Raw genomic sequence first — 23,413 nt, forward strand, 5'->3', positions numbered from 1 at the left:
AGGACCGGCAAGAGATGCGGCATCAGTGGCTCCGGTTGAAGTGGTCCGTGCGGCTGGCCATCCTGCGCTGGCTCTTGCGCAGCGGTGCGGCTTGGCTGCCCGTGCATTACATCGGCGGCAGCCAGGCCCTGCCGCCGCCGCTGACGGCCGACGAGGAAGAACTGCTGCTGGACCGCCTGGACGAGGACGATCCGGCGGTGCGCCACACCCTGATCGAGCGCAACCTGCGCCTGGTGGTCTACATCGCCCGCAAGTTCGACAACACGGGCATTCCCATCGAGGATCTGGTGTCCATCGGCACCATCGGCCTGATCAAGGCCGTGAACACCTTTGATCCCTCCAAGCGGATCAAGCTGGCCACTTATGCATCGAAGTGCATCGAGAACGAGATCCTCATGCACCTGCGCCGCACCAGCCGGACCCGCTACGAGGTGTCGCTGGACGAACCGCTGAACGTCGACTGGGAAGGCAACGAACTGCTTCTTTCCGACGTGATCCCCGCCACCGACGGGGACGTGATCTACCGCGACCTGGAGGCCAAGGTGGACCGGCACCTGCTCCACCGCGCCCTGGCGCGGCTCACCCCGCGGGAGCGGCTGATCATGGAACTGCGGTTCGGCCTGGTGGACGGCATCGAGCGCACCCAGAAGCAGGTGGCCGACCATCTGGGGATCTCCCAGTCCTACATCTCCCGGCTGGAGAAACGGATCATCAACCGCCTGCGCCGGGAGATCCGCAAGATGGAGTAGCTGGGGGAAGCAAGGGGGCCGCCACCCGGGCGGGATCCTATTGATAACCTTTTTCAATTGGTGACGGCGGTCACAGTGGGCCGGCCGCGGCCGGTGCATCCTGGAACCGGGAGGTGGTCCCGATGCCAGGGACACCGGCGGTCACGGTGGCGCTGTCCGAGCGGGAGATGGCCCTCCTGCGGAACGTTGCCGACTTTGCCGGTTTCGGCTGTGACATCCACGCCGTGGAGGTCGAACCGGCGGTCGAACCGCAGGAGCTGGAGGAACTGGTCGATACCCTGGATGCGGCCATGGAGGCCGGGGAGGCCCCGGTGCTGACGCGCCGGCAGCTGGAGGTGGCCTTCGGGCTGCTGGACTATCAGCAGTGGCAGTGCCCGCTGGCCACCTGGTGTGAAGTGGACGACGCGACCCAGGATGAGCTCGACGCCTTGCGGGAGAAGATCCAGGAAGCCCTCACCTGATCCTCGCAGTGTTGTTTGCAAAAGCCCCGCAGCCTGTGCTGCGGGGCTTTTGCTTTCTTCCCTTCAGATTTGATTGCAGACTTGTCACCTCTTTGTCACCCATCGATGGCCGGTTCGTCCCTGCCGTGGTGCGGACCCGCAGGTCACCGGTGCGGCCCGTTCCGGTGCGGGCGGAATGGGGCTCCCCAACGCATGCCCAACGGCGCGCCGGGGAACGTTATGACGAATGATCCGGGCGTCGCCGGTGAATAACGGCTTCCAGCCACGCGCATACTCCCCGTTGCAGGACGAGCCCGGGCTGTGCGCACACAGCCTGCCGGCAAAGGCAGCGTCCGGCAGGCGGGAGGGAACCGCGTGCCCATGAGCCGCATGATCAACAAGGTGGAGATCTGCGGGGTCAATACGGCCGAACTGCCGGTGCTGTCCAACGAGCAGATGAGGGTCCTGTTTCGCCGCATGCGCGAGGGCGACGAAGAGGCCCGCCAGCAACTGGTGCAGGGCAATCTAAGGCTGGTTTTGAGCGTCATTCAACGTTTCAATCACCGGGGCGAACCGGTGGACGATCTGTTTCAGGTGGGATGCATCGGCTTGATGAAGGCCATCGACAACTTTGACCTGGAACAGAACGTCCGCTTTTCCACCTATGCCGTGCCGATGATCATCGGTGAGATTCGCCGGTACCTGCGCGACAACACCCCCATCCGGGTCAGCCGTTCCCTGCGCGACGTGGCCTACAAGGCCTTGCAGGTGCGGGACCAGCTGACCCACCGGCACGGGCGCGAACCCACCCTGGAAGAGATCGCCCAGGAGCTGGGCCAGCCGCGGGAAGAGGTGGTCCACGCCCTGGACGCCATTCAGGACCCGGTGTCGCTGTTTGAGCCCATCTACCAGGACGGCGGCGACCCCATCTTCGTGGTCGACCAGGTCAGCGACGACAAGCAGCGCGACGAGCGGTGGCTCGAGACCATCGCCGTGCGCGAGGCCATGTCGCGCCTGGATGAGCGCGAGCAGCTGATCATCACCAAGCGCTTCTACCAGGGCAAGACCCAGATGGAGGTGGCCAACGAGATCGGGATCTCCCAGGCGCAGGTGTCGCGCCTGGAAAAGGCCGCCCTGCAGCGGATGCGCAAGTACATGTGAAAGGGCGAGGGGCATGGGCTTTGGAGACTGGCTGAATCCGCCGGCCGGGCGCCGGGGACCCGGGCCGGCGGGCGAGGGTGGGCCCGGTGTCCATGGCTGCATCGTCGCGCCGACCGAGCGCGGTATGGTGATGGCAACCCTCCGGTGCACATGGGGGCGCTGGCTCAGGGTGCTGGGATGGCTGGCCCTGGCCACGGTGGTGGCCGCCGGCCTGGGGCCCCGGCTGGCGGGGCACGGGCCCGCGGGGGCGAGTCCTGCCCGGCCCGCCGGGCTTGCAACTCCGGCCGGGGTCGCCGCCTCCATGGCGGCGGCACCCGCGCAACCTGTGCCGCCCATCCTGAGGCTGCACATCGTTGCCAACAGCGACGATCCCGAGGATCAGGCCGTCAAGCTCCAGGTGCGGGATGCGCTGGTTCCCGTTCTGGCTCAGGTGGTGGCCGGAGCCACCACCCCGGACGATGCCCTGGCCCGGGTGGACCGGCAGGCGGAACGGCTGGAGGCGCGGGCCCAGGCCGTCTTGCGGTCGGCGGGCTTCCACTACGGCGCGCGGGTGGAGACGGGCCGCTTTCCGTATGCGGCGCGGCGCCTGGGAGAAACGGTCTATCCTGCGGGCGTCTATCCCGCCGTGCGGGTCGTCCTGGGCGAGGGGGCGGGGCACAACTTCTGGTGCGTCCTCTTTCCGGGGCTCTGCTGGCTGGGCGACGGCGGCTCCGCCGCAGCCGGCACCCCCGCAGGTTCGGCCCAGGATCCGGGCGGTGCCCTCCCCGCGTCGGAGGCGGTGGCCCCTGCGGCACCCGGGGGTGGGGAAGGAGCCGGCGTGACGCCCGCACCGGCAGGAAGGGACGGTACGGCCGGGGTGCCACACCCTGCGGGCGGTTCGGGCGCTGCGGAGGTTGCAGGGGCCCTGGCGGCTCCCGGGGCGGCTGCGCCCGCCTGGTCCCCGGTTCCGGCGGGCAGCGGCGGGACGGCCTGGCAGGCGGCGCCGGCCCCGCGCTGGTTCCTCCTGGAATGGTGGCAGGCCCGCATCGGCCGCTGGTGGGCGTCCCTGGGGTGGGCCCAGCGGGCCTCCGCATCCCATTAGGCTCGCCCGGGCGCCGGTTCAAGGGACGCGCCACCTCCGCCGCACGCGCCGGCCGCCACGGATCGCCCCCGGTTCACCGGCCGCCAGGGGGACGGCGGGACAACGCGTTCCCGCCCGGCGACGCGGGCATGCACGACGCGGGCATGCTCCAGGCGCCGGGGCGTGCCACCCCAGCCGGACAATGCCGGTGGGCGGGCCTCGGGGGGACACGGGCGCCCGTCCCGGCATACCCTGATCGCGGGCGGCATGAGCTGCGGGGGTGAGCGCCGTGCTGAAGACCTCCGACCTGCGCACCCGCGACGTGATCAACATCGTGGACGGGCGGCGGCTGGGCTGGGTGGGCGATGTGGAGATCGACCTCCAGACCGGGCGCATCCAGGCCATCGTGGTGCCCGGGCCTGCCCGCTGGTTCGGCCTGTTCGGGCGTGACCGGGACTACGTGATCCCGTGGGAGCAGATCGTCCGCTTCGGCCAGGACGTGATCCTGGTCAACGTGCCGGGTTTCGTCGACATGGAAGGGGCCGCGGGTTCCGGCCGCGAAGGGATGCAGGCGAGCGCCGGTTGAGGGGTGCCGGGCGGCGGTACGAGGACGGCCCTGCGGCTGCGGCGAAGGGGCTGCGGCCGGCCGGGCGGGCCGGCCCTGGAAAGGGCCCGGCAGGCCCATGCCCAGGGGCTTCGATCGGGCGGGCGGGCCGATCCGCGGAAGGCGACCGGCCTGGCGGGGCGGGCCCGTTCGCGGCAAGGCACCGCCCCGGTGCCCGCGTCCGGCGCAGCATGATTGTGCCGGCGGGGAGGGAGCAGCGTGGCCCCTGAAGGCGCGGTCCCGGAGGCCGGGCAGCAGGCCGGGGCCGTCATGCAGCGGCAGCGGGTGGACGGGGTGGAGTGGCTCGTTCCTTCCGGTGCGCCGTCCTGGCTGTTTTTGGCCTTCACCACGCGCCGGGGAGGCGTCAGCCGGGGCCCTTGGGCGGAACTCAACCTGGGCCGCTCCACCGCGGACGAACCGGCCCGCGTCGAGGCCAACCGGCAGCGGGTGCTGGCCGCCGCCGGTCCGGAGTGGCAGTGGGTCGCCATGCCGCGCATGGTCCACGGCGCAGCGGTGGCCGTGGCCCGGGCCGGCGAGACCTGGGCGCCCGGCAGGGGGCCGGAGGCCGATGCGCTGGTCACCACCGACCCCGGCGTCCTCCTGTGGGCGACCTTCGCCGACTGCGTGCCCGTTTTCCTCTGGGGCAGCGCCACGGCATCCCGCAGGGGCGTGGCGCTGGCCCACGCCGGCTGGCGCGGTACCCTGGCGGGGGTGGCGCCGGCGGCGGCCCGGGCGCTGGCCGAGACCCTGGGGACCGGGCCCGAGCGCCTGCACGCGTTGATCGGACCCTCCATCGGCCCCTGCTGCTTCGAGGTGGACGAGCCTGTCCTGGAGTCCCTGGACCGCCGCCTGCCCTGGGCGGAGGAAGTGCTGTTCCCCTCCCCCCGGGGAGCCGGTTACCGGCACTGGGACCTGTGGGAGACCAACCGGCGGCTGCTGGTGGAGGCGGGCCTGGATCCGCGGCACATCGCCGTGGCGGGGCTGTGTACCGCCTGCGACACCGAGACTTTCTTCTCCCACCGGGCCAGCGGCGGCCGCACAGGGCGGATGGCGGGCCTGATCGGCATCCGCCCCGGGGCCCCCGCGAGCTGAAGCGCCCCGGGGCCGCCGGGGCCCTTTCGCGCCGCCGCGCCCGCGGCCCAGGGGCTAGGGCAGCGCCGGGGGCGATGTGAGCAATACCGCAGGGCGAGCCATGGGTCCGGTGCGGGGGAGCGGCCGGTCCCGCCGCCGGCACAGGGCCCCGGTAGAGCTCGCGGCTCCCTTCAGGCTCCGGCCCTGCATGCCGCGCCGCCCGCCCCCACGCCATACCGCCCACACCCCGTCACGCCCATGTCACGCTGCCAGCGGCGGCCACGCCATCGCCCGCCAAGAATGTCGAAACCGGCAGGAGACGCGCCGCCCGGTATGGAATCGCCCTGCTACACTGGAAGGCTGGCGGCGCGTTCCGCGGCCCGCGGCCGGGCGGGCCCGCCCCAGGTGCCGGGGCCGGCCCGTGCCGGATCGCCCGCAGCAGAGTTGCTTGCCCGCGCAGCGGGGCGGAAGGCGGCACCGGCCGGCCCGCCGCCCGGTGCCGGGTCCTTTCAGGGCGCGGCCCGGCCGCCGGCATCATCCGGGGAGCGACAGCATCCATGACCATTGCCGAGCGGGTGGCGGCCGTGCGGGACCGCATCGCCGCCGCGGCGGCCCGGGCCGGGCGGGATCCCGGTGACGTGACCCTGGTGGCCGTGAGCAAGACGGTGCCCGTGGCGGCCATGCGGGAGGCGTACGCCGCCGGCATCCGCGATTTCGGAGAGAACCGGGCCCAGGAGGCCCGGGACAAGTTTCCGGCCTTCGGCGAGGACGTCCGCTGGCACTTCGTCGGCCGCCTGCAGACCAACAAGGTCAAGTACATCGCCCGGCACTGCCACCTGCTCCACTCCCTCGACCGCCTGGCCCTGGCCCAGGAGGTCGACCGGCGGGCGGGCCGCTGCGGCCGGGTCCTCCCGTGTCTGGTGGAAGTCAACGTGGCCGGGGAGGCCACCAAGGCCGGCCTGCCGCCGGAGAAGGTGGTCCCCTTCCTCCAGCAGGTGGCCGGCCTGAAGGGTTTGCAGGTGGTGGGGCTCATGACCGTGGCGCCCCCGACCGATGATCCGGAAAGGGTGCGGCCCGTCTTCCGGCAGTTGCGCCAGCTGGCCGAGGAGGCCGCCCGGCAGTGCCGCGGTCTGCCGGGCATCGAGCTGCGCCACCTGTCCATGGGGATGACCGACGATTTCGAGGTGGCGGTGGAGGAAGGCGCCACCATCGTGCGCATCGGCCGGGCCATCTTCGGCGAGCGTGGATGAGGAGGAATGCCCATGGGGTGGATGGACCGGCTGCTGTCCCTGATCGGCTTCGAGGTGGAGGAGGAAGTGGTGGAGGTGCCGGCGGGGGAGGAACCGCAGGCTGCTCAGGCGGCTCCGCGGCGCCGCGACGGTCGCCCGCACCGGGAGCGGGGGGAGGGCGGCCCGGGACCCCGGCCGGGCCAGCTGGTACCCCTGGCGGCGGGGGGCCGCTCCCAGCGGGTGGTGATCGCCCGCCCGCGGTCCTTCGACGAGGTCCAGGAGATCGCCGAGCACCTGAAGAACCGGCGGCCCCTGATCCTCAACCTCGAGGACACCGACAAGGAGACGGCCCAGCGCATCCTCAACTTCCTGAGCGGCACGATCTACGCCTTGAACGGGGAGATGCACCGCATCGCCAACGGCGTGGTGTTCTTCGCCCCGCAGAACGTGGAGACCGTGGTCGACCGGCCGGACTTCCTCACCCGGGATTGATGCGAGGCGGCGGCAGCGGCGCCGGGGGTGATGGCCTCCGGCGGGCATCACCGGCCGGCCTCACCGAAGGGTAGGCAACCCGGGACCGGACCCGGGCGCGGCCGTAGGAGGGTGAGCGTTGACCGATTTGCTCGTCCTGTTCCTCGTGCGATTGATCCAAGGGCTCGCCACGGCGTTCTTCTGGCTCTTGCTGATCCGGGTGATCATGTCGTGGTTCATCCAGGGTAACTACAACCGGACGTTTCACGATATCTACCGTGTACTGGTCCAGTTGACGGAACCGGTCCTGGCGCCCATCCGGCGGGTGATGCCCGCCACCGGGCCCCTGGATCTGTCGCCCCTGGTCGCCATCCTGCTGGTGCAGCTGGTGGAGTGGATCCTGGTGCGGCTGTTGCGGTTGCTGGCCTGACGACGGCGCCGCCGGTTGCCGGGACCCGGCAGGCTACCCGGCGGGCGCCGATCCCGGGAGGTGGAACAATGGCCCTGACCCCTCTGGACATCCACAACAAGCAGTTTCCCCGTTCCTTCCGCGGCTACAACGAGACCGAGGTCGACGAGTTCCTCGAGCAGGTGGGCCGCGAGTTCGACCAGGTGCTACGGGACAACGCGGCCCTGCGCGAGCAGGTCGAGGCCCTGAACGCCAGGCTCGAGCAGTACCGGCAGCTGGAGGACACCCTCCACAACACGCTGGTGGTGGCCCAGGAGACGGCGGAGGAGGTCAAGGCCAGCGCCCAGAAGCAGGCGGAGCTCATGATCAACCAGGCGCGGCTGGAGGCCGAGCAGATCGTGCAGGCCGCCCGGGCCAAGGCCGAGGAGATGGAGCGCCGCTACCAGGAGCTGCTGAGCAGCATGAAGGCTGCCCGGGCGCGGATGCGTGCCCTGCTGCTGGCCCATCTGCAGCTGCTGGACGAAGAGGCCGGGGACGGGAGCACGGACGAAGGGGCCGCCGGTGAACGTGGGGACGGGGAGGAGGCACAGGAGCACCGCGGCGATGCCAAGGACGGTGCCGGGCGCGGTGTTCCTGCCGGAACGCGGGATCCGGCACCGCTGGGTGCCCCGGCGGCGTGGGGTGCACGCGAAGCGGCTGCCGCCCGGGACCGGGCGGGGGGCGTGTAACCCCCGTCCCGGTGAGGGGACGCCGCCGGCAATACGGGCCCCGGGACGGGTCGTGGGGCCATAGAGACGGGTTCCGGCCCGCCGGCACGGCCAGTCGTCGGCAAGAGGGCGGGCCACGGTCGGGGCCGCCGCCAGGTCATGCTCCGCCCTGGCGGCGGCCCTGCCGTTTGCAGACGGCGGTCATCGCCTCCGATCGCCTTCTCCCTTCCTGGGACAGGTCGGCGACAAACGGTCGTTTGGGACCGTGGTCGGACTCCCGTGGGACCTCCGTTCGATTTTTCGCGTCGCGTCCGTTCCGACACGCACAAACGGCCTCACTTGTCCGAAAATGATGGTCGAACAGGTGGATGTGGCCGGGGCTGCGTGAACCCCTGCCCAGAAATCCGGGAATTGGGAGGTGCAGCCATGGGTCGGAGCCGATGGTTCCGACGGGCCGCTGCAGCGGGCGTCCTGGTGTGTTTCGTAGCCCTGCCCCAACTGGCTCTCGCCAGCGGGGATCCGCCGGGGGCGACGCCGTCGGGAGCGACCACCGGAACCAATGAGGCCGGTACCGTCGCCACCGGAACCGCAGCGTCCTCTGGCGGGCAGAAGATCGATCCGGGAACGTTGTTCGCCGTTCGCTACTATGTGCAACAGCTGATCGAGGACCTGCGGCTGCTGGTCACCCTGGACCCATCGGGTGACGCCAAGCTCCTGGCCGAATTCGCCAAGGTGCGGGCCGACATCCTGGCGGATCTCGATCCCCAGTCGGAATGGTACGACCGCCTCGCCGGGGAGATCGCATCCAACCTGCGATTGGCCCAGGAGCGGGTGGTAGAGGCCCTGGCGGAGGGCCAACCGACGGACGAAGCGGTGGCGGCCATCAAGGACGCCGTGCAGCGTCTCCAGGAGCTGGCCGCTCAGCTCGAGCAGGCGACGGAGGCCGCCGAGCCCAACAGCAGCCGCCCCGAGGGCGACGCCTCCGCGGGTCGAGACACGGGGACCGCAGGCGACCAGGGAAGCGACTCGGCACCGGGCAACGCCTCCTCGCCCGGCGGCGGGACGGGCCACGGTGCCCTGGACGATGCCTTGCAGGCGGCTGAGGAGGCCGACCTGGCTGTCGCCGCCGTGGCGATGATCGACCCGGCCGTGGTGCGGGCGCTGCGGGACCAGGGTTACGGTTACGGCCAGATCGCCCTGATGTACGCCGCCGCCCAGCGGATTTCCGCGCAGACCGGCCAGGACGTCACCGTGGGGCAGGTGGCCGACTTGGTGGCGCAGTCCGGCGGTGAACAGGGCGGCCGCCAGGGGTTCGGCAAGAACCTGCGGGCGGTGCTGGCCCAGTTCGGCGTCGAGCGCCAAGACGTCAAAGCCGGGACCTCGGTGGCGGCGCCCCGGCGCGAAGGGGACGGGGGCGACAAGGCCCAAGCCAGGGCGGCAGCCGAGTCCGAGGAGAAAGTCGAGCAGAAGCCCGAATCCGCTGATGATGCGGATCGCGCGGTGGGGAAAGGTCGAGACGAGAAACGCCGTGACGACACGCAGGGGTATGAGGACCGGGGTGGCGACCAGGACGACCAGGACGATCGGGACGAGGAAGACGTGGACGACGAGGACGAAAACAACCTGGATGAAAACAGCGTGGACGAAGACGATGAAGATGACGGTCAGCATGGCGACTTGCAGCAGGATGACGATGACAACGGCGATGCGGACGAGGATGCGGGCGATCACCAGGAAGGTGACGAGGACCAGGACAGCCAGCATGACCAGGGACCGAGCGGTGAGGACGAGAGCGACTGAGCGGCATGGACATCGAAGCGCCCGGCTGCCTTGACGGCGGGCGGCGGTGCTTCTACAATGTGCCATAATCCGATGGGGCGGGCGCCGGCAACCGGCGCCCGCCGGCTACGGCGATGACGGGGCGAGTAGGGCCGGTCGCCCAGCCGGTACCAGAGAGCCCGGGCCACAGGCTGCGAGCCCGGCACCGGTGACGGTCCGAAGATCACCCTGGAGCCGCCCACCGAACCGGCCGCCGGCTGGCGGGGACCGACGTTGCCCCGCCGGATGGGGGCCGCAGTAGGCTGGGTCGCCTGGCCCCCGTTAACGGGCTGCAGAGCGCCCGGCGGTGGACCCGCGGGGTTCGGTCGCGCCGGGGTGGCCGCCCTGGTTCAGGACCCGCTCCGGCAAGGCGCCTTGCGGCCCTCGCCGGCCCGGGTGGGAGTTTCCCCGGCGGCCAACCGCTGCAGCCGGAGCGGTCGACGCCGGCGGAGACATCCGGGAATACCGGCGGGGACAACCGGGAACAAAGGTGGTACCGCGAAGCAACCCCTTCGCCCTTTGGCGAAGGGGTTGCTTGGCTTCTGCGGCCCGACCGATCCGCCAGGGCCGGCGTCGCGGGAAGCGGAACCGGCGGTGGGCGAAGACCGGCCTGCCAGGGAGCGCAGCCCCGCAGGCCGGGCCGGCGCCGGAGACGTTCTTCGGTGAAGTCCCAGGCCAGGAAGTTCGAGGCGACAAGGAGGGGAAGGCGTGGACTACCGCGCAACCTTGAACCTGCCCAAGACCGACTTCCCCATGCGGGCGAACCTGCCCCAGCGGGAGCCCGAGATCCAGCGCCGCTGGGACGAGATGGGCCTCTACCGGCGGCTGCGCGAGGCGCGCCGCGGGCGGCCGCGGTTCGTCCTGCACGACGGGCCGCCCTACGCCAACGGTGACATCCACGTGGGCACGGCCCTCAACAAGATCCTCAAGGACGTGGTGGTGCGCCACGCCTCCATGGCGGGCTACGACGCGCCCTACGTGCCCGGCTGGGATACCCACGGACTGCCCATCGAACGCCGGGCCCTGGAGGTGCTGGGCGTCGACCGGAGGGCCATCTCCCCGGTGGAACTGCGCAACCGCTGCCGCGCCTATGCCCTGGACCAGATGAACCGGCAGCGCCAGCAGTTCCGCCGCCTGGGCGTGCTGGGGGACTGGGAGCGGCCCTACCTCACCCTGGAGCCGGAGTACGAGGCGAAGCAGATCGAGGTCTTCGGCGAGATGGCCCGGCGGGGCTACATCTACCGCAACCTCTACTCGGTCTACTGGTGCCCCGTGGACGAGACGGCCCTGGCGGAGGCCGAGATCGAGTACCGGGAGAAGACGTCGCCTTCCATCTTCGTCGCCTTTCCCGTGGTGGACGGCCGCGGCCGGCTGCCCGAGGGCGCGCGGCTGGTGATCTGGACCACCACCCCCTGGACGATCCCGGCCAACCTGGCCATCGCCGTGCACCCGGAGGCGCGCTACGTGGCGGTGGAGACGGACCGGGAGCTCCTGGTGGTGGCCGAGCCCCTGGTGGAGCGGGTGCTCCAGGCTGCCCGGCTGGACGAACGCGGCCGCTTGGGCCCGTGGACCGGGGCCGAGCTGGAGGGGGTCACCTACCGCCACCCGCTGTTCGACCGCACCTCCCCGGTGGTGCTGGGCGAGCACGTCAGCATGGAAGAGGGGACGGGCCTGGTGCACACGGCGCCCGGCCACGGCCAGGAGGACTTCGAGGTCGGCCGCCGCTACGGCCTGCCTGTGCTGAGCCCGGTGGACGACCGCGGCCGCTTCACCGAGGAGGCGGGGCCCTTCGCCGGCCTGTTCTACGCCGACGCCAACCCCCACATCGTCCGCGCCCTGGAGGAGGCGGGAGCACTGCTGGCTCAGGGCACCATCCGGCACCAGTACGCCCACTGCTGGCGCTGCCGCCAGCCGGTGATCTTCCGGGCCACCACCCAGTGGTTCGCTTCGGTGGAGGGCTTCCGCCGGCAGGCCCTGGAGGCCATCGAGGGGGTGCGCTGGATCCCCGAATGGGGCCGGGAGCGGATCCACAACATGATCGCCGACCGGGGCGACTGGTGCATCTCCCGCCAGCGGGCCTGGGGCGTGCCGATCCCGGTCTTCTACTGCGAGGCCTGCCAGGAGCCGGTCATCACCGAGGAGAGCATCCGGGCGGTGGCCGCGCTCTTCCGGCGGGAGGGGTCCAACGCCTGGTTCCTGCGGGAGGCGGCCCAGATCCTGCCCGAGGGCTTCGCCTGCCCCCACTGCGGCAGCCGGCAGGGCTTCCGCAAGGAGACCGACATCATGGACGTGTGGTTCGACTCGGGGTCGAGCCACGCCGCGGTGCTGGAGACGCGGGAGGAACTGGCCTGGCCGGCCGATCTCTACCTGGAGGGCTCGGACCAGCACCGGGGCTGGTTCCAGTCGTCCCTGCTGACGGCGGTGGCCACCCGCGGCCGGGCGCCCTACCGGGCGGTGCTGACCCACGGCTTCGTGGTCGACGGCGAGGGCCGCAAGATGTCCAAGTCTCTGGGCAACGTGGTCGACCCCAACGACGTCATCCGGCGCTACGGGGCCGACGTGCTGCGCCTGTGGGCGGTCTCGTCGGACTACCGGGGGGACGTGCGGATCTCGGAGGACATCCTCAAGCAGATGGCCGAGGTCTACCGCAAGATCCGCAACACCCTGCGCTTCCTGCTGGCCAACCTGGGGGACTTCGACCCGGCCCGGGACGCCGTGCCGTACGGGGAGCTGGGTGAGCTGGACCGCTGGGCGCTGGCCCGGCTGGCCCAGGTGACGGAGCGGGTGCGGCGGGCCTACGAGGAATACCAGTATCACCTGGTCTACCACGCCGTGCACAACTTCTGCGTCACCGAACTCAGCGCCTTCTACCTGGACGTGCTCAAGGACCGCCTCTACGCTTCCCTGCCCGCCGACCCGCGGCGCCGGGCGGCCCAGACGGTGCTCTACCAGCTGGCGCGCCACCTCACCCTGCTGCTGGCCCCGGTACTCTGCCACACGGCGGAAGAGGTCTGGGACCACCTGCCCCGGCTGGAGGGCGATCCGGAGAGCGTCCACCTGGCCCTCTTGCCCGAGCCTGCCGCCGCCTGGCGGGACGAGGAGCTGCTGCGCCGCTACGAAGTTCTGTTCGAGGTGCGGGAAGCGGTCTACCGCGCCCTGGAACAGGCGCGCCAGGAGAAGGTGATCGACGTGCCCGCCGAGGCCCGCGTGGTCATAGCGGGAGGCCGGGGTGAAGCGGCCCGGGTCCTGGAGGCGCTGTCCGCGGACCTGCCGGAGCTGTTCCTGGTGGCCGAGGTGGTGGTCGAACCCGGCCCGGCGGCCGGCGCCGCGGGGGAAGGGGCCGGGGGCCCGGGGCAGGCCGCGGGCCAACCGGCCCGGGATCCGGCGGTCCGGGTGGAGCGGACGGCCCTGGCCCGCTGCGCCCGTTGCTGGCGGCACGTGCCTGGCGTCGGCGGCGATGCCGCCCATCCCGACCTTTGCCCGCGTTGCGCGGCCGTGGTCCACGAGCTGGAGGCGGCGGGCGCCTGAGAGGGCGGCGGCGGGACGGGCGGGCCGGGGGCTGGCAGGCGACCAGGACCGGACGGGCGGCCCGCGTCCTGGGCACCTGTCCCGCGGCCGGTGCATAGACCGTCGGTGCGGCGACCCTACCGTACCCGGCTGGCTTCCGGACCCGCCCGCCCCCGTGGGGAACAGTCCCTGGTCCCTGGCCCGCCGGGTGCCCGGCAGGGGAAAGGGCCGGGCGGACCCGGGGCAGGAGGGCCCGCCGGCCCGTCGAAGCAACAGGTCATTCTGCCGGCGGCCCCTGCCCCGGGGGAGGAACCCGGACGGGGCGGGTCCTGGCCGCTGGCCGCCGGAGGCCCGATGGACGATGACGAAGCCTTCACAAAGGATCTCCACCAACGGTTTTGCGCCCAACGGCCTCCCGGCCGGGATGCCGGCCGCCCCAGCCGCCGGCATGCCCGCGCCGGGACCCGGCGACGACTATAGCGTGCGGGCGGCGGCGGCCGGCCGGCCCGGCGATCCGGGACCGGCCATCGGCATCTTGGGCGGCATGGGGCCCGAGGCCACCGTCGACCTCTTTGCCAAGATCGTCCGCGCCACTCCGGCGCGGGTCGACCAGGACCACGTGCGCATCGTCATCGACAACAACCCCAAGATCCCCGACCGGACGGCCTTTTTGCGCGGCGCGGGGCCCGACCCGGTACCGGCCATGGTGGCCTCGATAAAGGGGCTGGTGTCCCTGGGGGCCAGCCTGATCCTCATCCCCTGCAATACGGCCCACGTCTACTTTGACCGCCTGCAGGCCGCCAGCCCCGTGCCCATCCTCCACATCATGCGGGAGGTGGCCCGGGCTCTGGTGGCCGGAGGGGTGCCCGGCCTGCCGCCGGTCGACGGCCCCGCCGGCCTTCTGGCCACGGAGCTTACGGTGGAGAGCGGCCTCTATCACCGGGCCCTGGCGGAGGTGGGGCTGGAGGTGGTGGTCCCGGCGCCCGAATACCAGGCCGAGGTGACGCGAGCCATCTTCGGCGCCGACGGGATCAAGGCCGGCGTCTATGGGCCGGCCCGCCAGCGGCTGCTGGAGGCCGGGACCCACCTGGTGGAGCGGGGCGCCCGGGTGCTGATCGCCGGCTGCACGGAGCTGCCGCTGGTGCTGCGGCCGGGGGACTTTCCCGTGCCCTGGGTCGACCCGGCGGAGATCCTGGCGCGGGCGGCCCTCCGGCGGCTGCTGGGGGCGCCGGCGGAAGCCGCCCGCCGCTGAGGGGCGGGCACGTTCCGGTGGACGGGGTGGTCCGGAGGAGGTTTTGTCGTGCCTGTGGGTGCTTCCAGTGAGGTGGCGGCGGGAGGGGACCATGGGGCGGCCTCCGGTCGCGTTCTCGTGGGGCGCATCGTGCCCGCGCCCGGCAGCGGGGTGCGGCCGGCGGAGGCCGTGTTCTTCCGCGGGGGGCGGGTGGAAGCCCTTGGTTCCGAGGCGGCGGTGCGGGCGGTGGCGGGACCCCGGGCGGAGGTGGAGGTGCTGCCCCGGGACGCGGTGGTCCTGCCCGGGTTCGTGGACGGGCACTGCCACCTGCTCTGGTGCGGGCAGGTGGCCACCCAGCTGGATCTCCGGGACGTGACCTCCCTGGACGAGCTGGCGCGGCGGGTGGCGCGGCGGGCCGCCCAGCTGCCGCCCGGCACCTGGATCGAGGGCTACGGCTGGGACCAGAGCCGGTTCGACCCGCCGGCCTGGCCGGACCGGGCCTTGCTGGACCGGGCGGCACCGCAGCATCCCGTGCTGCTCCACCGCGTGTGCCGGCACGTCGCCGTGGCCAGCAGCGCGGCGCTGGCGGCCGCCGGCGTCCACCGGGACACCCCCGACCCGGCGGGCGGGCGGTTTGGCCGCCATCCGGTGACCGGGGAACTGACGGGTTTGCTTGAGGAAACCGCCATCGAACGGGTGGCGGCCGCCCGGCCGGCGCCCGGCCTTGAGGAGCGGCTGGCCGGTCTGCTGGAGGTGATCCGCTCGGCCCATGCCGCGGGGATCACCGCCGTCCACAGCCACGACGTCCACCAGCCGGGCGAGCTCGGGAACGTGCTGGCCCTCTACCGGGCCGCCCGGGAGCGGGGGCGGCCCCTGCGGGTGGCCCTGGACGTGGGCTGGGAGGCCCTGGACGACGCCCGCGCCTGGCTGCCTTCGGGCCACGGGGACGCCTGGCTGCGCATGGGGTCGATCAAGTTCTTTGCCGACGGGTCCCTGGGCGGGCGGACGGCGGCCCTACGGGACCCGTACGCCGACGGGGACGGCCGGGAGCGGGGCCTGCTGCGCCACAGCCCGGAGGAACTGGCTTCGCTGGTTGCCGAAGCAGCGGCGGCCGGCTACCAGGTGGCCATCCACTGCATCGGCGACCGGGCGGTGGACGCGGCCCTGGCGGCGGTGGAGGCGGCCCGGCGCCGGGCCGGTCCGGGGCGGCACCGGCTGATCCACGTGCAGGTCATGGCGCCCGAGCATCCCGCACAGCTGGCGGCGGCCGGAGTGGTGGCCGAGATCCAGCCCCGGTTCCTGGCCTCGGACCTGGCTTTCGTGGAAGAGCGGCTGGGGCCGGGGCGGAGCCGCTGGGCCTACGCCTGGCGCAGCCTGCGGGAAGCCGGGGTGCCGCTCTCGGCGGGATCCGACGCCCCCATCGAGCCGCTGGCGCCCCTCGAGGGGATCCAGGCGGCGGTGACCCGGGACGACCTGCAGGGAGACCCGCCGGGCGGCTGGCATCCCGAAGAGCGGCTGGCCGTGGGGGAGGCCCTGCAGGCCTACACGGCCGGCGCGGCCTGCGGGGCCCTGGCGGAAGGACTGTGGGGCAGCCTGCTGCCCGGCGCCATGGCCGATGCGGTGGTGCTGGGTGCCGATCCGTGGCGGGTGGCCCCCCACGAGCTCCACCACATCCCCGTGCTGGCGACCTACGTGGACGGCGAGCCCGTTTACCGCCGGCCGGCCGGCTGAAGCCCGCCGACCGCAGGCCGCGGCGCGCTCCCGGGCCGCTCCCGGCTCCCCGGCAAGCCCGCGGGCCCGACAGCGGCCGGTTTCCCCAGGACCTCGGATGCCCTGGGACCTCCCTGCAATGTAGGAATCTACCACGCCCCTGTTGAATTGGCTGGCGGGAAGGCCGTTCAACACCGGCCGCGATGCGCCCCTGGCGTCGCGGTCCGATGGGGGTTTGCGCCATGGAGGTCACGGTCAGCGTCATCAAGGCCGACGTGGGCAGCGTAGGCGGCCACACCCGCCCCAGCGACGAGCTGCTGGCGGCGGTGCAGCAGCGGGTGGAGGCCGAGAAGGGCGGCCTGCTGCTGGACGCCCGGGTGTTCTACTGCGGCGACGACATCTCCATCCTCATGACCCACCAGCGCGGGCCGGGCGACGAGGCGATCCACCGGCTGGCGTGGGAGGCCTTCCGGGCTGGTACGGAGGTGGCCCAGCGCCAGGGCCTCTACGGGGCGGGCCAGGATCTGTTGAAGGACGCCTTCTCGGGTAACGTGCGCGGCCTGGGGCCCCAGGTGGCGGAGCTGACCCTGCGCGAGCGGCCCAACGAGGCGCTGATGATCCTGGCGGCCGACAAGACGGAGCCGGGCGCCTTCAACCTGCCGCTCTACCTGGCCTTCGCCGACCCCATGTACTCCCCCGGGCTGCTATTGTCCGAGGAGCTGCATGCCGGTTTCCGGTTCGTCATCATGGACGTCGAGCACACCGAGGGCGACCGGTCGATCACCCTGGATGCCCCGGAGCGGCTCTACGACATCGCCGCCCTGCTGCGCGACACCCACCGCTACGTCATCGCCGGCATCTGGTCGCGCAAGTACCCGGACGAACAGGCTGCCGCCGTCAGCACCACCCGCCTGCGGCAGATCGCCGGCCGCTATGTGGGCAAGGACGACCCCGTGGCCGTCGTGCGGGTGCAGAAGATCTTCCCGGCCACCGAGGAGTTCGGCCCGCCCTTCGCCCTGGGCGCTTTCGTGGCCGGCGACACCCGGGGCAGCCACAACCTGCCCCTGCTGCCGGTTCCCGTCAACACCCCGGCCAGCACCTTCTTCTGCCACCCCATGGTGACGGCCCTGGGCTTCTCCATGCACGAGGGCCGGCTGACGGGCCCGGTCGACCTGTTCGCCGACCCGGTGTGGGAGCCCATCCGCCACCGCATCGTGGCGAAGGCGGTGGCCATGCGCCAGCAGGGCTTCTTCCAGCCGGCCATGCTGCCCATCTCCGAGCTCGAGTACGGCGGCATCACCGCCCGGCTGCAGCGCCTGGACGCCGAGTTCCGGGTCGAAGCAACGGGCGACTGAGCCTGGCCGGCACTGATGCGGCGAGCCGGCCCACCGGCGAGGGGATCCTGCGGCGCGCATTGCGGCGCCCCGCTGTCCAGCGGGGCGCCGCAATGCTTACAGGCCCGGCCGGCGCCGGGGTGCCCCTAGCGGGAATCCAGCGTTGCTTGGGGATGGCCGGGACAGGCTAGAGAAGGGGAGTGCGCCCCGGCGTCCTGGGGCCCGGCGGGGCGGGGGCCGCCCGGCCCTGCCCCCGGGGGCGCGAGGAGGCAGGTGCCGCCCGCCCCTTTCACCGGGACCCGGGAGGGCCCGCCGCCGCCCCTTTCAGGCCGGGGACCTGGAGCCCGGGCGCTGCGGGGGGCCCGTAGCGCCCACCGCCCGGCCGGGCGCGCCGGCGACGGATGGGGAGGTCGGAAAGCCGTGGCTGCGGGTGGAGAGGATGCCGCCGGGCCGGAAAAGCCCGGCCGCGCCGTGGGGTCCGGGCCGGCAACTGTCCAGAGCGGGCGGCCCGCAGCGGGCGGGCTCCCGCCGGCCCGTGTCCCCGCCCGCCGACCCCGGACCGGCGAGGGAGAGCCCCGGAGTGCCCCTCGGGGGGCCAAGGGGCGGGGCGACCGCCGTCCCCAGGAAGGTGCCCACCGGGCATCCCGCTCCTTCCGCCCGGGCGAGCCGGCGCCGGCGCCCGTCAGCCGGCGCAGTGCCGCCGGGGTGGCAATTCAGCGGGTGCCGGCCACCGTCCCGCATTCCCCCGGCCCGGTCCCGGCCTTCCCGGACCGGTGGCGCCTTCCGGGGGCGGGGGCGGGTGCGGGGACAGGACCGCGCGCCGGCGGCGGCAGGAGCACCGGGCGCCCCGGGCCGCCCCCGCGTACACTGCTGGCCGGCATCCTCCACCGGCTGGACGAGCTCACCTGGCGGTGGGAGCGGATCAGCATCGGCGAGTACCTGGCCCTCTTTCGCGACCCGGGCCGGCTCTTCTGGATGAACTTTCTGGCCGGGGTGGCCCGGGGGCTGGGGGCGGCGGTGGGGTTCACGCTGCTGGGCGCCCTGGTCCTTCTGGCCCTGCAGCGCGCGGTGGAACTGAACCTGCCGTACATCGGCAGCCTGGTGGCCGACCTCTTGCGCATCGTCCGCACCGAGCTGGACGGTGGCACGCCGGGGCCGGGCGGCGCCCCGCCCGGTCCCTGAGGGCGGCCGCCGGCTGACAGGGGGAATGGTCCATGCGACCGGAAGTCCGCGAGCACTTTCGCCGGCGCCTCCTGGAGGAGCGGCGCCGCCTTGCCGGGGACCTGCGCTACAACAGCGACATCGGCCGGCCTTCCCAGCGGGAGTCCATCGGCGAGCTTTCCACGTACGACAACCATCCCGGCGACGTGGGCACGGAAACCTTCGAGATGGCCAAGGACATCGGTCGCCGGCGTGACATCCAGCGGGCCCTGCACGACATCGACGCCGCCCTGGCGCGGCTGGACGACGGATCCTACGGCTACTGCCAGCGCTGCGGCCGGCCCATCCCGCGGGAGCGCCTGGAGGTCCTGCCGGCCACGCCCTTCTGCGCCGGATGCGCCACCGCCATGGCCGAGCGGGAGAAGAAGGTGCGGGGCACCGCCCGTCCCGTGGAGGAGGAGGTCCTCTCGCCGCCCTTCGCCCGCTCCTGGCGCGACGACACCGGCGAGATCGACTTCGACGGGGAAGACGCCTGGCAGTCGGTGGCCCAGTACGGCAGTTCCGACACGCCCCAGGACGTGTGGGAACCGGCCACCTATCCCGACATCTACGAGGACGCGGGGGACGACAGCGGGCTGGTGGAACACACCGACCGGCTGCTGGACCGGCGCTTCGAGTCGGCGGAAGACATCGTCGTCGCCCAGGAGGCCGTCAAGGCCCAGCGCCGGCAGAACACCGCCGGGGACGGCGAATTCGGCCGGAGCCCTGGCGGCCAGGGGAACGGAGCGGGTCCGGCGTAAGGCCGCTCGGCCAGGGCCCGCCACCGGCTGGCGGAGGCACCGGTCCCGACGAACCGGCCCGGGACGGTCTCCCGAACCCGGGCCGGCTCCCCGAGCCCGGGGCGGCTGCCCGGCCCAGGCTAGCCGCCCGGGCTCCGGCGGGGTCGCAGAGGGCCTGAGCCAGGGCTTGGCGAGCCCGCCGCGGTCCGGGCGGGCCGAACGGCCCCGCCGCGCCCCGGACCTGGTTCTGGCCGGCGCTGCCGCGCCCCCGGACCGGGCCGGGCCGGTCCCGCTGCGCCTTGGGGTCCCGCTGCGCCCTGGACTCGAAGGCGGGGCGGCAGGGATGACGGCAGGCATGGGGAATGTGATGGAGGAGAGCAGCCCGAAGGATCCCCGGCTAGCCGCCAGGCAACCGCAACAGGAGGCAACGGCTTGCTACCCGTCGGAACCGCCCTCTTGGTACTGGCCGCCGACCAGGCGACCAAGGCCTGGGTCTTGGCCCGGATCGCGCCCTGGGGCACCGTGCCGGTTCTTCCCGGTGTGGTGCAGTGGACCTACGTCCAGAACCGGGGCGCAGCCTTTGGTCTCCTGCAGAACCAGACCCTCTTCTTCATCGTGGTGGCCGTGGTGGTCATCGCCGCCATCCTCTACTGGCTGCCCCGGCTGCCCGGCCGGGCGGGGTCGGCCCGGCTGGCCCTGGGCCTGCAGCTGGGGGGCGCCGTTGGCAACCTGATCGACCGGTTGCGCTGGGGATACGTGGTCGACTTCGTCGACCTGGAGTTCTGGCCGCTGCACCGCTGGCCGGTCTTCAACGTGGCCGATGCCGCGATCGTCACCGGCACCGCCCTCCTGGTCCTCTGGCTGCTGGCAGACCGTGACGCGGCGCCGGATCCGGTGCAGGGGCCGGGGGGAGGGGGGAACTGAGCGACTATGGCCGATGACCCACCCGTAGCCGGGCGTGCATCCCGCACAGCGGTGTTCGTCGTCCCCGGCTCGGCGGCCGGGGAGCGGCTGGACGTCTTCCTGGCCGAGCAGGACGGCCTCGACCTGACCCGGTCGGCCATTCAACGGCTGATCCGCAGCCACCGGGTCTGGGTCAACGGCCGCACCGCCCGGCCCAGCCGGCGGCTGGAACCCGGAGAAGAGGTGGTCATCGAGTTGCCGGAACCCGCGCCCTCGGGTGTGGTGCCCGAGGCGCTGCCCCTGGACGTGGTCTACGAGGACCCTGACGTGGTGGTGCTGAACAAGCCGCGGGGCTGGGTGGTCCACCCGGCGCCGGGCCACCCCCAGGGTACCCTGGCCAACGCCCTGCTGGCCCGGTATCCCGAGATGGAGGGGGTCGGGGGCCCGGGACGGCCTGGCATCGTCCACCGTCTGGACCGCGACACCACGGGGCTCTTGGTGGTGGCCCGCAGCCCCCTTGCGTACCGGGAGCTGGTACGGCAGATCAAAGAACGGCGGGTCCACCGCGAGTACCTGGCCCTGGTGCGGGGCTGGCCCGAGGTGCGGGAAGGCACGGTGGAGGCGCCCATCGGCCGCCATCCGGCCGATCGGACCCGGATGACCGTGCTGACCACCGGAGGTCGGCCGGCGCGCACCCACTTTGCCGTGGTGGAACAGGTGGGCCGGTACACCTTGTTGCGCTGCTGGCTGGACACCGGCCGGACCCACCAGATCCGGGTCCACCTAGCCTTCATCGGCCTGCCGGTGGCGGGAGATCCGGTCTATGGCGGCCGCCGCGCCCAGGGCGAGCTGGGTCTCAAGGGGCAGGCCCTGCATGCGACCCGCCTGGCCTTTGCCCACCCGCGGGACGGCCGGCCCATGGACTTCACGGTGCCGCCGCCGGCCGACTTCCTCGCGGCCCTGGAGCGGGCCCGGGCGGGCGCAGAGGGTTGACGGACCCTCGGGCCGGGGCCGGTCGGGGCCCGCGAGCCGGCGGGTGCGCCGCCCACGCCGGGCACCCGGCCCGGCGCCGAGCACCCCAACGGGAGGGAAGTCCATGGCAGGAGGACTGAAAGAAAAGGCGCGCATCATGGACAAGGAGGCCCTGCGCCGCGCCCTGGTGCGCATTGCCCATGAGATCGTGGAGCGGAACCGCGATCTGGACCAGGTGGTCTTCATCGGCATCCGCCGCCGTGGCGTGCCCATCGCCCAGCGGCTGGCGCGGGCCATTGCCGAGTTCGAAGGCAAGGAGTTGCCGGTGGGCATCCTGGACATCACCCTGTACCGCGACGACCTGTCGCGCCTCAGCGAGAAGCCGACGGTGAACAACACCGACGTTCCCTTCTCCATCGAGGGCAAGCACATCATCCTCTGTGACGACGTCCTCTACACCGGCCGCACCATCCGGGCGGCTCTGGACGCCCTGGTGGACCTGGGTCGCCCCGCTACGGTCCAGCTGGCGGTGCTGGTCGACCGCGGCCACCGGGAGATCCCCATCCGCGCCGACTACGTGGGGAAGAACGTGCCTACCTCCCGGCGGGAGGTCATCGAGTGCCGCCTGGAGGAGGTGGACGGCGTCGACGAGGTCTGGATCATGGAACAGCCCTGAGGTGGCCGGCGCAGCGGCAAGGGCGAGGGCCCGGGCAAGGGTTCGGGCCAGGGGCCGGGCTGGGGCAGCGGCCGGTCCGGGGGCAGGGCCGGGGAGCAGGGCAGGGAGGGCAGGGGGCAGGGCACGGGTGCAGGAAGCAGTCCGCGGCCTATGCCCGGGGTTGTCCCGCCCGCGCAAGCCCTGCTCCAAGGCGCAGCAGCGCCAGGGCCCGGGCCGCCGCCGCCTCCACGTTGCGGGCGGCCTGGGCGATGGCCTGCCGCACCGGCATGGGCCCGGGGGTCGCTGCCAGGAGGGCGGCGATCCCCCGTTCCTTCAGGGCCGGTTCCACCTCCGGGTCGACGGCGCCGGAGATCACCACCACGGGGCGCCCGTGCCGGCGGGCCCGGGCAGCCACCCGGGCCACCAGCTTGCCCGCCAGGGTCTGGGCATCGGTGCGCCCTTCACCCGTCAGCACCAGGTCGACCGCTTCCAGGTGCCGGTCGAAGCCGGCGGCGTCCATCACCAGCTCGGCACCGGGTCGGAGCCGGGCGCCCAGGAAGGCGATCAGGGCGAAGCCCAGGCCGCCTGCGGCGCCGGCGCCGGGTTCGTCCCGCCGGTCATGGCCCAGGGTGCGGGCCGCTACGCCGGCCAGGCGTGCCAGGCCCGCCTCCAGGATCTCCACCTGCTCGGGGGTGGCTCCCTTCTGGGGGGCGTATACGCGGGCCGCGCCGCGGGGGCCCGTCAGGGGGTTGTCCACATCGCACGCCACCTCGATGGTGACCTGTCGCAGCCGCGGATCCAGGCCAGACAGGTCGATCCGTTCCAGGCGGGTCAAGGCGCCGCCCCCGGGCGGGAGCGGCCTCCCGGCACCGTCCAGGAACCGGGCTCCCAGGGCCGCCAGCATGCCCGTGCCGCCGTCGGTGGTGGCGCTGCCGCCGATGGCGACCAGGAGCCGGCGGCAGCCGTAGTCCAGGGCGTCCCGGATCAGCTCGCCCGTGCCGGTGGTGGTGGCCTCCAGGGGCCGGCGCTTCCCGGGTGGCACCAGGAGCAGCCCCGAGGCGGCGGCCATTTCCACCACCGCCGTCTGGCCGTCACCCAGAAGCCCCCACCGGGCCTCCACGGGCTCCCCCAGGGGGCCCGTCACCCGGCGCCGGATCCAGCGGCCGCCCGTGGCGCGAACCAGCACCGCCGCGGTGCCCTCGCCCCCGTCGGCCAGCGGCAGCTGGGTGGCCGCCGCCCCGGGCCAGCCGCGGGCCACGCCGCGGGCCATGGCGGCCGCGGCCTCCTCCGCCGTGAGGCTGCCCTTGAAGGAGTCCGGCGCCACCAGCACCCGCGGGGGCACCGGGTCCGGTACCCCGCCGGTCCTTCCGGATCCGGTTGCCTGCACCATGGTCCACCCTCCCCGCCCGATGGCCGCCCCGATCCCGCCGGCTACCCCCCTG

The 23,413-nt window shown here is 73.0% G+C and carries 21 protein-coding genes; 20 read left to right on the forward strand and 1 reads right to left on the reverse strand.

The features are described from left to right. Positions 1-14: 14 nt before the first annotated feature. From sigE to pyrR, 20 genes are all read left to right on the forward strand, one after another. The gene (sigE, locus tag DYI95_RS04360) at positions 15-749 is read left to right on the forward strand and encodes an RNA polymerase sporulation sigma factor SigE (RefSeq protein WP_006903928.1); all 735 of its coding nucleotides are present in this window, start codon (positions 15-17) and stop codon (positions 747-749) included. 122 nt (positions 750-871) lie between these two features. Continuing rightward, a complete protein-coding gene (locus DYI95_RS04365; protein WP_116901637.1) occupies positions 872-1,210 on the forward strand; it encodes a hypothetical protein in 339 nt (112 codons plus the stop codon). Positions 1,211-1,570: 360 nt separating this feature from the next. Then, entirely contained in the window at positions 1,571-2,350 is a 780-nt protein-coding gene (gene sigG / locus DYI95_RS04370; protein ID WP_242823362.1) for an RNA polymerase sporulation sigma factor SigG, read from the forward strand. 130 nt (positions 2,351-2,480) lie between these two features. Then, positions 2,481-3,431, forward strand: coding sequence for a stage II sporulation protein R (locus DYI95_RS04375; RefSeq protein WP_147308144.1), 951 nt, complete (start codon positions 2,481-2,483; stop codon positions 3,429-3,431). Positions 3,432-3,699: 268 nt separating this feature from the next. After that, complete coding sequence (locus DYI95_RS04380) at positions 3,700-3,996, forward strand: YlmC/YmxH family sporulation protein (protein ID WP_006903924.1); 297 nt, start codon at positions 3,700-3,702, stop codon at positions 3,994-3,996. Between the two features lie 237 nt (positions 3,997-4,233). Further along, a complete protein-coding gene (pgeF, locus tag DYI95_RS04385) occupies positions 4,234-5,106 on the forward strand; it encodes a peptidoglycan editing factor PgeF (protein ID WP_116901635.1) in 873 nt (290 codons plus the stop codon). Positions 5,107-5,642: 536 nt separating this feature from the next. Next, entirely contained in the window at positions 5,643-6,335 is a 693-nt protein-coding gene (locus DYI95_RS04390; RefSeq protein ID WP_116901634.1) for a YggS family pyridoxal phosphate-dependent enzyme, read from the forward strand. Between the two features lie 12 nt (positions 6,336-6,347). Continuing rightward, positions 6,348-6,806: a cell division protein SepF gene (locus tag DYI95_RS04395; RefSeq protein ID WP_116901633.1), complete on the forward strand. Its 459-nt coding sequence runs from the start codon at positions 6,348-6,350 to the stop codon at positions 6,804-6,806. Between the two features lie 118 nt (positions 6,807-6,924). Further along, positions 6,925-7,215 (forward strand): YggT family protein, encoded by a 291-nt coding sequence (locus tag DYI95_RS04400; RefSeq protein ID WP_116901632.1) that lies wholly within the window; start codon positions 6,925-6,927, stop codon positions 7,213-7,215. Positions 7,216-7,283: 68 nt separating this feature from the next. Next, on the forward strand, positions 7,284-7,922 hold the full coding sequence (locus DYI95_RS04405) for a DivIVA domain-containing protein (protein WP_116901631.1): 639 nt from the start codon (positions 7,284-7,286) through the stop codon (positions 7,920-7,922). Positions 7,923-8,327: 405 nt separating this feature from the next. Then, positions 8,328-9,701, forward strand: coding sequence for a hypothetical protein (locus tag DYI95_RS04410; RefSeq protein WP_147308143.1), 1,374 nt, complete (start codon positions 8,328-8,330; stop codon positions 9,699-9,701). Between the two features lie 726 nt (positions 9,702-10,427). After that, complete coding sequence (gene ileS / locus DYI95_RS04415; protein ID WP_116901629.1) at positions 10,428-13,247, forward strand: isoleucine--tRNA ligase; 2,820 nt, start codon at positions 10,428-10,430, stop codon at positions 13,245-13,247. Between the two features lie 340 nt (positions 13,248-13,587). Further along, the gene (locus DYI95_RS04420) at positions 13,588-14,478 is read left to right on the forward strand and encodes an aspartate/glutamate racemase family protein (RefSeq protein ID WP_116901628.1); all 891 of its coding nucleotides are present in this window, start codon (positions 13,588-13,590) and stop codon (positions 14,476-14,478) included. 48 nt (positions 14,479-14,526) lie between these two features. Beyond that, positions 14,527-16,188 carry an amidohydrolase gene (locus tag DYI95_RS04425; protein WP_116901627.1) on the forward strand — a complete coding sequence of 554 codons (1,662 nt, stop codon included), beginning with the start codon at positions 14,527-14,529 and terminating at the stop codon, positions 16,186-16,188. A 221-nt stretch (positions 16,189-16,409) separates the two neighbouring features. Then, a complete protein-coding gene (gene fbp, locus DYI95_RS04430) occupies positions 16,410-17,522 on the forward strand; it encodes a fructose-1,6-bisphosphate aldolase/phosphatase (protein ID WP_116901626.1) in 1,113 nt (370 codons plus the stop codon). 699 nt (positions 17,523-18,221) lie between these two features. Beyond that, complete coding sequence (locus DYI95_RS12345; RefSeq protein ID WP_243149859.1) at positions 18,222-18,683, forward strand: DUF5665 domain-containing protein; 462 nt, start codon at positions 18,222-18,224, stop codon at positions 18,681-18,683. Positions 18,684-18,715: 32 nt separating this feature from the next. Continuing rightward, positions 18,716-19,462, forward strand: coding sequence for a TraR/DksA C4-type zinc finger protein (locus DYI95_RS04440; RefSeq protein WP_116901625.1), 747 nt, complete (start codon positions 18,716-18,718; stop codon positions 19,460-19,462). A 411-nt stretch (positions 19,463-19,873) separates the two neighbouring features. After that, a complete protein-coding gene (lspA, locus tag DYI95_RS04445) occupies positions 19,874-20,365 on the forward strand; it encodes a signal peptidase II (RefSeq protein WP_116901624.1) in 492 nt (163 codons plus the stop codon). Positions 20,366-20,371: 6 nt separating this feature from the next. Beyond that, positions 20,372-21,337, forward strand: coding sequence for an RluA family pseudouridine synthase (locus DYI95_RS04450; protein ID WP_116901623.1), 966 nt, complete (start codon positions 20,372-20,374; stop codon positions 21,335-21,337). Positions 21,338-21,440: 103 nt separating this feature from the next. Next, positions 21,441-21,992 carry a bifunctional pyr operon transcriptional regulator/uracil phosphoribosyltransferase PyrR gene (gene pyrR / locus DYI95_RS04455; protein WP_006903910.1) on the forward strand — a complete coding sequence of 184 codons (552 nt, stop codon included), beginning with the start codon at positions 21,441-21,443 and terminating at the stop codon, positions 21,990-21,992. A gap of 148 nt (positions 21,993-22,140) precedes the next feature. On the opposite strand, the gene DYI95_RS04460 is transcribed toward pyrR, so the two are convergent. Then, complete coding sequence (locus DYI95_RS04460) at positions 22,141-23,361, reverse strand: glycerate kinase (protein WP_116901622.1); 1,221 nt, start codon at positions 23,359-23,361, stop codon at positions 22,141-22,143. Between the last annotated feature and the right edge of the window lie 52 nt (positions 23,362-23,413).

Source organism: Thermaerobacter sp. PB12/4term, assembly GCF_003403315.2.
Taxonomy (GTDB): Bacteria; Bacillota; Sulfobacillia; order Thermaerobacterales; family Thermaerobacteraceae; genus Thermaerobacter.

Coding starts and splice junctions, on each gene's coding strand:
- DYI95_RS04410 (WP_147308143.1), top strand. CDS start 8,328: ATGGGTCGGAGCCGATGGTTCCGACGGGCCGCTGCAGCGGGCGTCCTG.
- DYI95_RS04405 (WP_116901631.1), top strand. CDS start 7,284: ATGGCCCTGACCCCTCTGGACATCCACAACAAGCAGTTTCCCCGTTCC.
- DYI95_RS04440 (WP_116901625.1), top strand. CDS start 18,716: ATGCGACCGGAAGTCCGCGAGCACTTTCGCCGGCGCCTCCTGGAGGAG.
- DYI95_RS04365 (WP_116901637.1), top strand. CDS start 872: ATGCCAGGGACACCGGCGGTCACGGTGGCGCTGTCCGAGCGGGAGATG.
- DYI95_RS04420 (WP_116901628.1), top strand. CDS start 13,588: ATGACGAAGCCTTCACAAAGGATCTCCACCAACGGTTTTGCGCCCAAC.
- DYI95_RS04460 (WP_116901622.1), bottom strand. CDS start 23,361: ATGGTGCAGGCAACCGGATCCGGAAGGACCGGCGGGGTACCGGACCCG.
- DYI95_RS04395 (WP_116901633.1), top strand. CDS start 6,348: ATGGGGTGGATGGACCGGCTGCTGTCCCTGATCGGCTTCGAGGTGGAG.
- DYI95_RS04375 (WP_147308144.1), top strand. CDS start 2,481: ATGGCAACCCTCCGGTGCACATGGGGGCGCTGGCTCAGGGTGCTGGGA.
- sigE (WP_006903928.1), top strand. CDS start 15: ATGCGGCATCAGTGGCTCCGGTTGAAGTGGTCCGTGCGGCTGGCCATC.
- DYI95_RS04390 (WP_116901634.1), top strand. CDS start 5,643: ATGACCATTGCCGAGCGGGTGGCGGCCGTGCGGGACCGCATCGCCGCC.
- sigG (WP_242823362.1), top strand. CDS start 1,571: ATGAGCCGCATGATCAACAAGGTGGAGATCTGCGGGGTCAATACGGCC.
- fbp (WP_116901626.1), top strand. CDS start 16,410: ATGGAGGTCACGGTCAGCGTCATCAAGGCCGACGTGGGCAGCGTAGGC.
- DYI95_RS04450 (WP_116901623.1), top strand. CDS start 20,372: ATGGCCGATGACCCACCCGTAGCCGGGCGTGCATCCCGCACAGCGGTG.
- pyrR (WP_006903910.1), top strand. CDS start 21,441: ATGGCAGGAGGACTGAAAGAAAAGGCGCGCATCATGGACAAGGAGGCC.